Consider the following 11,314-nt stretch of genomic DNA (forward strand, 5'->3'; position numbering starts at 1 on the left):
CCCAGCGTGTCACATGTGATGGTTCGCGCGCGAGAGGCGCGACGGCCACCAGGCCCGCCGACCGAGGTCGTACGCGATCGCCGGCACGAGCAGCGAACGGACGACGATCGTGTCGAGCAGGACGCCGAACGCCACGACGAACGCGATCTGCACGAGGAACAGGATCGGGATGACGCCGAGGGCCGCGAACGTCGCCGCGAGCACCACGCCCGCCGAGGTGATCACCCCGCCGGTGACCCCGAGTCCGCGCAGGACCCCCTCGTGCGGACCGTGCCGCAGCGCCTCTTCCCGCACCCGCGTCATGAGGAAGATGTTGTAGTCCACCCCGAGCGCGACGAGGAACACGAACGAGTACAGCGGCACGCTCGGGTCCGCGCCGGGGAAGTGGAACACGTGGTCGAACACGAGCGCTCCGACGCCGAGGGCTGCGGCGAACGACACGATCACGCTGCCGATGAGCACGAGCGGGGCGACGACGCTGCGGAGCAGGAGCATCAGGATGAGCAGGATGACGACCAGCACCACGGGGATGATCAGCGTGCGGTCGCGGATCCCGGTGTCGTTCGTGTCGACGGCCGTCGCGGTGACGCCGCCGACGACCGCGCCGGGATCGACCCGTTCGACAGCGGTGCGGAGGTCGCGGACCGTCTGTTCCGCGGCGTCGGAGTCGGCGGGGTCGGACAGCGTGGCCTCGAGCAGCACGTCGCCCCGCGACACCGTCGGAGCGGCGGCGCCGCCGCTCGAGGTCGAGTCGCCCGTCACGGGCACCGTGCCGGACGGTGCGTCCTTCGCGGCCGCGACGACCCCGTCGACCCCGTCGACCCCCGTGACGGCGTCGACGAGTGCGTCGAGGTCGCGCTCCGACCCGATGACCTGCGCCGGGCTGCCCGAGCCGCCGGGGAAGTGGTCGGCCAGGACGTCCTGCCCGTCGCGTGCCTGCGAGGCCCCGATGACCAGGTCGCTCTGCGGGACCCCGTCGGCCTTGAGCCCGACCAGGCCCGTGCCCATCGCGAGCAGCCCGACCGTGCAGACGATCCACACCACCCGGGAACGCTTGGCGACGAGCCGACCGACGCGGGCCCAGATGCCGCGCGCGTCCGGTCCGGTGAGCACCGGGTGGGCGCTGCCGTACGCGGGACGGAGCGGCCAGAACGCAGCGCGACGGAACGCGAGCAGCAGAGCGGGCAGCAGCGACAGGGCGGCCAACAGGCTGAACGCGATGCCGATCGCGGCGACGGGACCGAGCGCCTTGTTCGAGTTGAGGTCGGAGAGCAGCAGGCAGAGCACGCCCACGATGACGGTGCCGCCCGAGGCCAGGATCGGCTCGAGGCTCCCCCGCAGGGCCGCCTTCGTCGCACCCCAGCCGGTGCGGTGGTCGCGCAGCGCCTCGCGGAAGCGCGCCGTGTAGAGCAGTGCGTAGTCCGTCGCGGCGCCGATCACCAGGATCGACAGGATCCCCTGCACCTGGCCGTTCACGGTGACGATGTCTGCCTTCGCGAGCCACCACACCACGAGGATCGAGGCGCACAGGGCGAACGTCGCGGTGCCGAGCACGAGGATCGGCAGCAGCGGTGACCGGTAGACGATGATCAGGATCACGAAGACCGCGGCGAGCGCCACCCCGAGCAGCAGGCCGTCGATGCCGGCGAACGCCTCGGTCAGGTCGGCGGTGAACCCGGCGGGCCCGGTGACGTACCCGCTGATGCCGGCTGGCAGGGCGTCGTCGACGTCGGCGCGGATCGCCTCGACCGCGTCACCGGTGTCGGCTGCCGTGGTGAGGGTCGCGACGATCTCCACCGCGTCGCCGTCCTCGCTCGGGATCACCGGGCTGACGGCTTCGACGTCGTCGCGGTCACCGAGCTGGGTCGCGAGGCCCTTCGCCGCGGTCAGGTCGGACGAGGACATGCCGCCGTCGCGCTCGAGCACGATGATCGCGGGTGCGCCCGACTCCTGTCGGAACTCCGACGACCGCTCCTGCACCTTGGTGGCGTCGGCCGATGCTGGCAGGAACGAGGTCTGGTCGTTCGTCGACACCTCGGAGATCTTGCCGAAGTACGGACCACCGACGGAGGCGATCGCGAGCCAGACCACGATGACGAGCGCAGGGAGGACGATGCGGAGGAAGCGGGACACGACGGTGAGCGTACACCGGTCGTCAGCATGCTGATTACTAGACGGTCGCGACGCGGATCACGATCGGTGTCGACCGTAGACTGCGCGCATGGACGACACGACCGAGCAGTGGCCCCTCGGCCGGCTGCTGTCGGCCGCGGCACGCTCGGTCGAGCGGGACTGGGATGAACGCCTCCGCGCCATCGGGCTTCCGCACGCAGCCCTCATCGCGGTCGACATCCTGATCCGCACGGGCCCCACCGGCGCCGACACGATCGCCCGCACGGCACGGGTGCAGCCGCAGACGATGTCACGGACCCTCGAGCGCATGGAGCGGGACGGCCTGGTCGAGCGCACCCCACACCCCGACGACCGACGCCGGCGCCTCGTGACCGTGACCGATCACGGACGCCGAGCATGGGAGACCGCTCGGCACATCGAGCGCGAGGTCCTGCCGGACGATCCGGCACTGCGGACGGCCCTCACGGAACTGCTCGAGAAGGCACGGCAACCGGGACACTGACACGCTGTACCTGAAATACCACATGAGGTACGATGGGTCGGTCGGTGGCACGCCGACGCGAACCCGTTGGAGTCCCCCATGTCCGAACGACGGGCGGCCCGCCTGGCCGCCGACACCGCCACCCGAAGCGGACGCCACCCGCGGCGCCGACGCCCGTTCCTCGTCGCACTGCTCGCGACGGTCGGCTCGCTGATCGGCATCGCCACCGTGATCGCCGTCGTCGCGAGCATCTTCGTCGGCGGCCTGGCGCGCAGCTTCGACGCCCGCCACGACACGATCGCGAACCCGTTCCCGAGCGGGACCCGACCGGCTGCGTCCGGCGGCGAGAACATCCTGCTCATCGGGTCCGACTCACGAGCTGCACGCGGACCGGACGGCAAGCCATCCGAGGCCGGTGGCCGTTCGGACACCCTGATGCTCGCGCACGTCCCGGCCGACCGGCAGGCCGTGTACCTGATGTCGATCATGCGTGACTCGTGGGTCGACGTGCCGGGTCACGGGAGCGCCAAGATCAACGCCGCGTACGCGTGGGGCGGCATCCCGCTCACCGTGCAGACCGTCGAGCAGCTGCTCGACGTCCGCATCGACCACGTCGCCGAGATCGACTTCACCGGGTTCAAGGACATGACCGACGCCCTCGGCGGTGTCACGGTCGACTCCGGGCAGGCGTTCGCCGCAGGGAAGCACGAGTTCGTCGCCGGCGCGAACCGGCTCGACGGCGACGCCGCACTCGCCTTCGTGCGCGAGCGGTACTCGTTCGCCGACGCCGACCACACCCGTGTGCGGAACCAACAGGCGTTCATGCGCGGGGTCGTCGGCGAGTTGCTCTCCCGCGGCACGATCACGAACCCCGGGCGCATCCAGGACTTCGTGACCGCCACGAGCGAGCACCTGGCGGTCGATGCCGGACTGACCTTCCCGACCCTCGTCGGCCTCGGGTGGTCACTGCGCGACGTCCGGACCGACGACCTCAAGACGTTCACGGTGCCGACTGCGGGGTCCGGGACGTCTCCGGACGGGCAGTCCTACGTGACACTCAACGACCTGGCGGTCGGCTCGCTGTCACAGGCGCTGCGGTCCGACGACGTCGCGGCCTGGTTGGCCGACAACCAGCAGTAGCGCTCCCGACCCTCTCGACACGCACCACGCACGACGACGCCCCGCGACCGAGGTCGCGGGGCGTCGTCGTGTTCGGTGGAACGATCAGGCGGGGAGCTGCAGCACCTGGCCCGAGTAGATGAGGTTCGCGTCGTCGATGGTCGACGTGTTCGCGGCCCACAGCTTGTTCCAGCCACCGTCGATCTTGAGCTTGGTGGCGATGGTGTCGAGCGTGTCGCCCGACGCGATGGTGTAGGTCTTGCCGCTCGTCTTCACGGCGGCGGGCTTGCTCGGCGTGGTGGCTGCCGGGGCGGCCTCCTGCGCGGGTGCCGGCGCCGGGGTACTCGGTGCGGCCTGCTCCGGGGCAGCGGGAGCCGGTGCGGCCTGCTGCGTCGGGGCCGGAGCAGCGGGGGCTGCCGGAGCCGGAGCAGCGGCGGCCGGTGCGGCACCGCTCGTGCCGCTCAGTCCGAGCTGGGCCGAGCAGGCCGGCCAGGCGCCCCAGCCCTGCGTGGCGAGGACACGCTCGGCGACGGCGATCTGGGCCTCGCGGCTCGCGCCGGCGGGGCTGCCGACGCCACCGTTCGCCTGCCAGGTGCCGAGGTTGAACTGCAGGCCGCCGTAGTAGCCGTTGCCGGTGTTGATGGCCCAGTTGCCGCCGGACTCGCACTGCGCGAGGGCGTCCCAGGTCGAGCCGGACGCAGCGTTCGCGGGGGTTGCCGCGAGGCCGACACCGGTCGCGGCGATGCCGGCGAACGCGAGGCCGCCGACGATGGTGCGGGTACGGGAAAGCTTCTTCATGTGATTGCTCCACCGGGGTCACGAGCCGCTTCGAACGCGGAATCCACTGCCCACCCCGACCGATCGCGGTCAGTTGTGGGGTGCGCCACCGGGGGCAGTGGTCATCGGGCCGGCGGCACCTCGGTCGGCAACCATAGGAAACTCTTCACCGTTATCAAACCGAGACAAACGGTTCTACCCATTGGTGCTACGTACCCCGCACCCGAACCTGTACGCCTCGATGCCCATGGCCATGGTCATCGACCCGTACCCGGGTACGTCACCTTGGCAATTCCCTGGCAATGACGGTCGGGAGGCCCGGATCACGCCCGCGACAGCAGCGTGACGGCCTCGAGATGGCCGGTCTGGGGGAACATGTCGAGCACACGCGCGCGGCGCAGCCGGAACGAGGGCATGCGCGCGAGGTCCTTCGCCAGGGTCACGGGGTTGCAGCTCGAGTAGACGACGTGCTGCACGTCGGATTCCTCGAGCCAGGTCGACAGCGCCTCGCCGATCCCGCGTCGTGGCGGGTTCACCAGGACGAGCTCGGGCACCGTGTCGGGTCGGGCGCGGAGTGCGTGCTCGGTGGCGTCGTCGGCGGCGAACCGGAGCCCCTCGAGCCCGGCCTCGCGCGCGGACTGCTTCGCCGAACGGATCGCCTCGGCACTCGTCTCGATGCCCGTCACCGCTCGTCCCGGTCGCGCAGCGTGCAGGGCGAACCCGCCCACGCCGCAGTACAGGTCCCACATCGACGCCGGGTCGAGCTCGTCGATCCACGCCGAGGCCTGCGCGTACAGCTCGGTGGCGACGACGGTGTTGGTCTGGAAGAAGCTCTGCGGCCGCAGGTGCATCGTGATCCCGCCGAGGCGCATCGGCAGCGTCTCCTGCTCGGTGAGCACGATCTCCCGGTCCCCCTCGGTCACGGCCTTGTGCTCGGGAAGCAGGTTCACCGTGACGACCACCACGTTCGGCAGGGCGTCGCGCAGCACATCGAGGTACTGCCGGATCCGAGCCACCTGCCCCTCGGACCGCAGGACGAACCGCACCATCAGTTCGCCGTCGGGCGACTCGGTGACCAGGACGTACTTCAGCTCGCCGCGTCGGGCAGCGACGTCGTACGGGATCAGCCCCGCGGTCTGGACGAAGTCGGCGAGCAGGGGCAGCGCGTGTCGGATGCCGGGCGTGCAGATCCCGCAGTGCCGCAGGTCGACGCCACGCTGCCGGTGGTCGAGGATGCCGACGGTCGGGTGCTCGGTCGAGCCGCCGACCACCATCTTCGCCTTGTTCCGGTACCCGGACTCGGGGCTCGTGATCGCCGGTGACCACGTGACGGCTCCGGGGCCACCAGCTGCCTCGACGGCGTCGTGCAGGAGTTCGCGGGTGCGGAGCTCCTTGTCGAGGAGCTGGTCGGCGTAGGGCTGCCCCATGAGCGTGCAGGACCGGCACACCCCGCGGTCGAAGTAGTCGCACTGCATGGCCGAGTCAGGATACGGCAGCGTCCCGCGTCGTCGTGGCGATCCGGTAGACCGACGTCGTCGCCGTCAAGAACAGCGTCGTGCCGTCGTCGCCGCCGAAGCACAGGTTCGACGTCACCTCGGGGACGGCCACCTCGCCGATCCGCTCGCCCGAGGGGTCGAACACGACGACGCCACGGTGCGACGACGACCACACGTTGCCGTGCACGTCGACCCGGATGCCGTCCGGTGCGCCCTCGCCCGGCTCGAGTCGCACGAACACCCGGCCGTTCTTGAGCAGGTCGCCGCCGTCACCGCCGCGGTCGTAGGCGCGGATCACGGGTTCGTCCCCCGATGAGCTCGCGATGTAGAGGACCTGCTCGGACGGGTCGAAGGCCAGGCCGTTCGGCTCGTCGACGTCGGTCGCGACGGGGCGCAGGTCCTCGCCGGACGGTCCGCAGCGGAACGCCCAGTGGTCGCCGTACTCGCGCACGCCGGGGTGGCCTTCGCGCGGCTGGGTGATGCCGTAGGCCGGGTCGGTGAACCACACGCTGCCGTCCCGGGCGACGACGACGTCGTTCGGCGAGTTGAACCGCCCGCCGGCCCAGGCGTCGACGATCGGCGTGACGACGCCGTCGCGGTCCCGCTCCACCCGCCGGAGCCCGTGCGAGCACTGGACGACGCTGCCGTCGCGGTCGAGGGTCCGGCCGTTGGTGAACTCGACGCCCTCGGCGTACGCGGAGGTCTCGCCGGAGTCGGCGTGCCACTGCAGGATCCGATCGCCGGGGATGTCCGACCAGCGCAGGGTGCGGGACGCCGGGATCCAGCAGGGTCCCTCGGCCCACGTGCTGCCGGTGGCGATGCGCTCGAGCGCGTCAGGGTCCGGTACGAGGTCGTCGAGCAGCACGGGTTCTCCTTCGAACGGTGTCCCCACCCTACGTTCGTCAGGCCGCAGCCGCCGCCTCGCCGCGTCGTCGCACGGCCTTCTCGATCGCCGTGATCGCGAGGCCGAGCAGGATCGACGCCACGACCGCAAGGGTCGTGACGAGGAAGGGCTGCTCGCGGCTCCAGCGCCCGGTGGCCGCCGCGATGCCGACGCAGTACGCGGCCCACACGACGTCGGCGAGCACGCAGCTGACCAGGAACCGCCGAACGTCGAGCCCGCTGTCCGCGCCGACCAGGTTCGTCGTCAGCCGGCCCATCGGGATGAAGCGTCCGAGGACCGCGATGCGCCCGGGAGCGGCACGGTAGCGGCCGTCGATGGCGTCCCGGGCCTTGCGGACCTTCGGACGCGCGAACCACGACCTCGAGCCGAGGTCGACCGAGCGCGCCAGGTGGTACAGCCCGAGGTCACCGAGGACCATGCCGATCGAGGCCGCCACGACCAGGACGAGGACCGGCAGGAGGCCGCCGTCACCGCCCACCAGGAGCGTGCCGACCGCGACGACGAGCGCCTGGCTGGGGAGGAAGACCGCGACACTTCCGACGGCGAGCACGAGGCCGACCACGACGAACGTCCACGGGGTGCCGATGAGCTGGACGACCAGGTCCTGTGCTGCGTCCACGCTCACCCTCCACGGGCGCCGGAGGAGCGCACCGGACTCCATCTTCCCAGGTCGGCGGGGCACCGCTCACGTGCGCTCGACGATCGCCCGCATCGCTGCGGCCGCGGCGTCCGGGTGACCGTCGAGGACGGCATCGGCGAGCGCGATGTGCAGGCCGACGTCGTGCCGGTCCGGACGGAGGCTCCCGCGTTCGCGCAGCACCTGGCCCACGACGCGGTGCAGCCGTCGGTACAGCGCGTTGTCGGACAGGTCGAGCACGAGCGCGTGGAGCCGCACGTCGGCGGCCACGAAGTCGAGGCGGTCATCTCGGGCCGCTGCGGCGGCGAGCTCGTCCGCGGTGGTGCGGAGCGCCTCCCGTCGGTCCGCGCACTCGTCGAGCGGCGCCCGCCGGGCTGCTGCGGCGGCTGCGGCGGGTTCGACCGCCGCGCGGAGCTCGCGGAGCTCGACCGCCACGCGGTCACCGTCCGGGCCCCGGAGGCGCCACCGCACGACCCGCGGATCCAGGACGTCCCATTCGCTCACACCGAGGACGGTGACGCCGACGCGGCGCCGCGCGGTGAGCAGGCCGAGGGCGACGAGGACGCGGACGGCCTCACGGACGATGCTGCGACTGGCGCCCGTGCGGACGGCGAACCCGTCGATGCTGTCCCGGTGTCCGGCGGGCAGGACGCTGGTGACGATCGCTCCGCCGAGTTCGTCGACGACGCGGTCGAACGTGCTGGTCACCGTTGGGACACCGGGCTGACCACGAGCTCGTCGATGCGCATGTACGACGGCGCCTCGAGCACGAACGACACCGCACGGGCGATGTCCTCCGGCTGCAGCATCACCGATCGTGCGGCGGCGTCGGGCACCGACGGCCGCTGGTCGAGGAAGTCGGTCGCGACGTCACCGGGGCACAGGTGCGTCGCCCGGACCCCGTGGTGTGCCTCCTGCTGGTTGAGGCTCCGGACGACCGAACCGAGCGCGGTCTTCGAGGCGGAGTACGCGACACCGGCACCGGGCTGGAAGGACCACCCGGCGTAGGACGACACCACGACGACCACGCCGCCGGACTCGCGGAGCGCAGGCAGTGCGGCGTCGACGACCGTGACCACCGCGGTGAGGTTCGTGTCGACGATCGCGCGGAAGTCCGGCAACGACTGGTCGTCCCACCGGCGCCGCGGTGCGTTCAGCCCGGCGGCGAGCACGACCGCGTCGAGTCGTCCGAACCGCTCGAGCACGGCGTCCCGCGCAGACGCGACGGCAGCGGGATCGGCAGCGTCGAGGGGCAGGACCTCCGCCGTGCCGCCGGCGGCCGTGATCGTCGCAGCGACCTGCTCGAGCCGGTCCACGCGCCGCCCGCTCAGGACCACCGTCCACCCGTCGCGCGCAGCGGCCTCGGCACTCGCGGCACCCATGCCGCTGCCGCCGCCGGTGACCCAGAGCACACGCTGATCCGTCATGCTCGAATAGTATGCCTATTGCGGTCGCCGATGATCCGCACCGACGACAGGAGCAACGATGCACCTCGACCTGACCGACCGTGTGGTGGTCGTGACCGGCGCAGCACGCGGGATCGGACGCACGCTCGCCGACCGCTTCGTCGCCGAGGGGTGTCGCGTCGTCGCCCTCGACCTGGCCTTCGAGCCCGACTTCCCGCTCGACCACGTCGTGTGCAACGTCGCCGACCCCGAGTCGGTCCGGGCCGCCGTCGACGAGGTCGTCACCCGGCACGGCACGATCGACGTGCTCGTGAACAACGCCGGCATCAACGTCGAGGGCACCGTCGCCGGGCTGCAGTGGGATGCCTGGCGCCGGTGCATGGACGTCAACCTCGGCGGCACCTTCCTGATGAGCCAGGCCGTCGCGCCGGTGATGCAGGCCGCGGGCCGGGGGCGGATCATCAACGCCGCCTCGTTCGCCGCCATCGTGCCGAGTGTCGGCAGCGCTGCCTACGCGGCGTCCAAGGCTGCGGTCGTCTCGTTCACCCGGGTGCTGGCGTCGGAGCTCGGCCCGTGGGGCATCACCGTCAACGCGTACGCGCCGGGCATGGTCCCGACGGCGATGAACGGATTCGCGACCATGCCGGCCGAGGCCCAGGACCGCCTGCTCGACACCCTGTCGCTGCGCCGGTGGGAGACCGCGGACGACGTCGCCGACCTGCTCGTCTTCGTGGCGAGCGACGCCTCGGGCTACATCACCGGCACCCTGCTCGACGTCTCCGGCGGCAAGCTCGCGACGCAGATCCCGGCACGCGCCCACGGCCGCTGAGGACTCAGCGCAGCATCTGCTCCAGGAGCACGCGCAGCTGCCGCCGGTCCCGCTCCGGCAACCGAGCAGTGAGCGGCAGCAGTGCATCGCGGATCGCACCCTCGAGCGAGCGCGCCACCTCGAGACCGGCGTCGGTGATCACGACGTCCACCGCGCGTGCGTCGTCCGCGTTCGGCTGCCGTGCGAGCAACCCCTTCTTCTCCGCGCGCGCCACCAACCCGGTCATCGTCGACTTCTCGAGCCCCAGGTACTGCGCCAGGTCACCGATCCGCAGACGACGGTCACGCAGGATCGCGAGGACCCGCAGCTGCGTCAGTGACAGCCCCGCATCGGCCGCGAGCCCGGTCAGCGGACCCATCGTCCGGAAGGCGGCCTCGCCCAGGGCATCGACGAGCTGCTCGTCCTCGGTCATCTCCTGCACCGCTCCAGCCTAGTTGACGAACTTCGTGATGCGAACTACTTTGTTCGTAACGCGAAGCAAATGGAGGACACCATGCACGCAGCAGTCGTCACCGAGTTCGGCCACGCCCCGACCTGGCAGGAGTTCGGCGAACCGGCTCCCGGACCCGGCGAGGTCGTCGTCGACGTCGTCGCGGCCGGGCTCCACCCGCGGGTCCGGTCGCAGGCCGACGGTTCGCACTACACCAGCGAGGGCGCGCTCCCCCTGGTCCCCGGCGTCGACGGCGTCGCCCGGTTCCCCGACGGCACGCTCCGCTACGTCGCCGTCGCGAGCGACACCCGCGGCACCATGGCCGAGCGCGTCGCGGTCGACCCGCGGGCGAGCGTCGTCCTGCCCGATGGCGCCGACCCGGTCACCGTGGCCGCCGGCGTGAACCCGGTGCTGTCGTCGTGGGTGGCCCTGCGCCGGCGGATCGACTTCGCCCCGGGCAGCCGCGTCCTCGTGCTCGGCGCGACCGGGGCCTCGGGCACCGCGGCGGTGCAGGTGGCGAAGCACCTCGGTGCCGCACACGTCGTCGCGAGCGGTCGCAACCCGGAGCGACTGGCGGCGCTCACCGCCCTCGGCGCCGACGTCGTGCTGCCGTTGAGCGACGTCGACACACTCGGCGCAGCGGCAGCCGACGTCGACGTGGTCATCGACTACGTCTGGGGCCAGCCCGCCGCCGACGTCATGCGCGCCGTCGTCACCGCGCGCGCCGACCGCGGACGCCGACTCGACTGGATCGCGATCGGTTCCACCGCGGGCCACGAGGCGACGATCCCGTCCGCGGCACTGCGGGCCTCGGGCCTGACGATCGTCGGCAGCGGGCAGGGATCGGTCGGTCGTGCCGGTTTCGTCGCCGAGCTGCCGGGCATCGTCGGTGCGATCGCGGACGGCACCGTCCGGGTGGACGCGACAGCCGTGCGGTTGGCGGACGTCGAGGCGACGTGGGCCGGACAGCCCGCCGGGAGCGCGGGCAGAGTGGTGTTCACAGTGTGAACCGAGCGCGAGCATGCTGTCCGGTCGCACAGGTTCTCCACATCCCACTCTTCGTAGGCTGTGAGGGCCCAGTGAGCCGGACTGCAGCCCGACC

At 71.7% G+C, this 11,314-nt stretch carries 12 protein-coding genes; 4 read left to right on the forward strand and 8 right to left on the reverse strand.

Annotation, left to right across the window (positions count from 1 at the left end; all coding sequences use genetic code 11):
- Positions 1 to 9: 9 nt before the first annotated feature.
- Positions 10 to 2,133 (reverse strand): efflux RND transporter permease subunit, encoded by a 2,124-nt coding sequence (locus EDF42_RS00280; RefSeq protein ID WP_123339125.1) that lies wholly within the window; start codon positions 2,131 to 2,133, stop codon positions 10 to 12.
- 88 nt (positions 2,134 to 2,221) lie between these two features.
- Between EDF42_RS00280 and EDF42_RS00285 the strand changes: the two genes are divergently transcribed.
- Both EDF42_RS00285 and EDF42_RS00290 read left to right on the forward strand, forming a co-directional pair.
- A complete protein-coding gene (locus tag EDF42_RS00285; RefSeq protein ID WP_123339126.1) occupies positions 2,222 to 2,635 on the forward strand; it encodes a MarR family winged helix-turn-helix transcriptional regulator in 414 nt (137 codons plus the stop codon).
- Positions 2,636 to 2,713: 78 nt separating this feature from the next.
- Positions 2,714 to 3,754, forward strand: a complete 1,041-nt coding sequence (locus EDF42_RS00290; protein ID WP_123339127.1) for an LCP family protein — start codon at positions 2,714 to 2,716, stop codon at positions 3,752 to 3,754.
- Positions 3,755 to 3,838: 84 nt separating this feature from the next.
- Here the strand turns inward: EDF42_RS00290 and EDF42_RS19320 are convergent, their stop codons facing one another.
- The 6 genes from EDF42_RS19320 to EDF42_RS00320 form a co-directional block, all read right to left on the reverse strand.
- A complete protein-coding gene (locus EDF42_RS19320) occupies positions 3,839 to 4,531 on the reverse strand; it encodes a transglycosylase family protein (RefSeq protein WP_123339128.1) in 693 nt (230 codons plus the stop codon).
- Between the two features lie 302 nt (positions 4,532 to 4,833).
- Positions 4,834 to 5,985, reverse strand: a complete 1,152-nt coding sequence (gene rlmC / locus EDF42_RS00300; protein WP_123671138.1) for a 23S rRNA (uracil(747)-C(5))-methyltransferase RlmC — start codon at positions 5,983 to 5,985, stop codon at positions 4,834 to 4,836.
- A gap of 7 nt (positions 5,986 to 5,992) precedes the next feature.
- Complete coding sequence (locus EDF42_RS00305) at positions 5,993 to 6,868, reverse strand: SMP-30/gluconolactonase/LRE family protein (RefSeq protein ID WP_395864874.1); 876 nt, start codon at positions 6,866 to 6,868, stop codon at positions 5,993 to 5,995.
- A 40-nt stretch (positions 6,869 to 6,908) separates the two neighbouring features.
- Positions 6,909 to 7,529: a DedA family protein gene (locus tag EDF42_RS00310; protein WP_185002901.1), complete on the reverse strand. Its 621-nt coding sequence runs from the start codon at positions 7,527 to 7,529 to the stop codon at positions 6,909 to 6,911.
- A 66-nt stretch (positions 7,530 to 7,595) separates the two neighbouring features.
- Positions 7,596 to 8,255: a FadR/GntR family transcriptional regulator gene (locus tag EDF42_RS00315; protein WP_123339132.1), complete on the reverse strand. Its 660-nt coding sequence runs from the start codon at positions 8,253 to 8,255 to the stop codon at positions 7,596 to 7,598.
- The gene (locus EDF42_RS00320) at positions 8,252 to 8,974 is read right to left on the reverse strand and encodes an SDR family oxidoreductase (protein WP_123671140.1); all 723 of its coding nucleotides are present in this window, start codon (positions 8,972 to 8,974) and stop codon (positions 8,252 to 8,254) included. Before EDF42_RS00320 ends, EDF42_RS00315 begins: the two co-directional genes overlap by 4 nt.
- Positions 8,975 to 9,032: 58 nt before the next feature.
- Here EDF42_RS00320 and EDF42_RS00325 point away from each other — a divergent pair, with 58 nt between their 5' ends.
- On the forward strand, positions 9,033 to 9,782 hold the full coding sequence (locus EDF42_RS00325) for an SDR family NAD(P)-dependent oxidoreductase (RefSeq protein ID WP_123671141.1): 750 nt from the start codon (positions 9,033 to 9,035) through the stop codon (positions 9,780 to 9,782).
- A 4-nt stretch (positions 9,783 to 9,786) separates the two neighbouring features.
- Here EDF42_RS00325 and EDF42_RS00330 read toward each other — a convergent pair whose 3' ends face one another.
- Entirely contained in the window at positions 9,787 to 10,194 is a 408-nt protein-coding gene (locus EDF42_RS00330; protein WP_123339512.1) for a MarR family winged helix-turn-helix transcriptional regulator, read from the reverse strand.
- 81 nt (positions 10,195 to 10,275) lie between these two features.
- Here EDF42_RS00330 and EDF42_RS00335 point away from each other — a divergent pair, with 81 nt between their 5' ends.
- Complete coding sequence (locus EDF42_RS00335; RefSeq protein ID WP_123671176.1) at positions 10,276 to 11,220, forward strand: zinc-binding alcohol dehydrogenase family protein; 945 nt, start codon at positions 10,276 to 10,278, stop codon at positions 11,218 to 11,220.
- The last annotated feature ends 94 nt before the right edge of the window (positions 11,221 to 11,314 follow it).

The organism is Curtobacterium sp. PhB172 (assembly GCF_003752545.1).
In the GTDB taxonomy this organism is placed as follows: domain Bacteria; phylum Actinomycetota; class Actinomycetes; order Actinomycetales; family Microbacteriaceae; genus Curtobacterium.

Bases quoted from the DNA above. Each gene is read 5' to 3' on its own strand.
- EDF42_RS00335 (WP_123671176.1), top strand. From the start codon at position 10,276: ATGCACGCAGCAGTCGTCACCGAGTTCGGCCACGCCCCGACCTGGCAG.
- EDF42_RS00320 (WP_123671140.1), bottom strand. From the start codon at position 8,974: ATGACGGATCAGCGTGTGCTCTGGGTCACCGGCGGCGGCAGCGGCATG.
- EDF42_RS00285 (WP_123339126.1), top strand. From the start codon at position 2,222: ATGGACGACACGACCGAGCAGTGGCCCCTCGGCCGGCTGCTGTCGGCC.
- rlmC (WP_123671138.1), bottom strand. From the start codon at position 5,985: ATGCAGTGCGACTACTTCGACCGCGGGGTGTGCCGGTCCTGCACGCTC.
- EDF42_RS19320 (WP_123339128.1), bottom strand. From the start codon at position 4,531: ATGAAGAAGCTTTCCCGTACCCGCACCATCGTCGGCGGCCTCGCGTTC.
- EDF42_RS00290 (WP_123339127.1), top strand. From the start codon at position 2,714: ATGTCCGAACGACGGGCGGCCCGCCTGGCCGCCGACACCGCCACCCGA.
- EDF42_RS00330 (WP_123339512.1), bottom strand. From the start codon at position 10,194: ATGACCGAGGACGAGCAGCTCGTCGATGCCCTGGGCGAGGCCGCCTTC.
- EDF42_RS00325 (WP_123671141.1), top strand. From the start codon at position 9,033: ATGCACCTCGACCTGACCGACCGTGTGGTGGTCGTGACCGGCGCAGCA.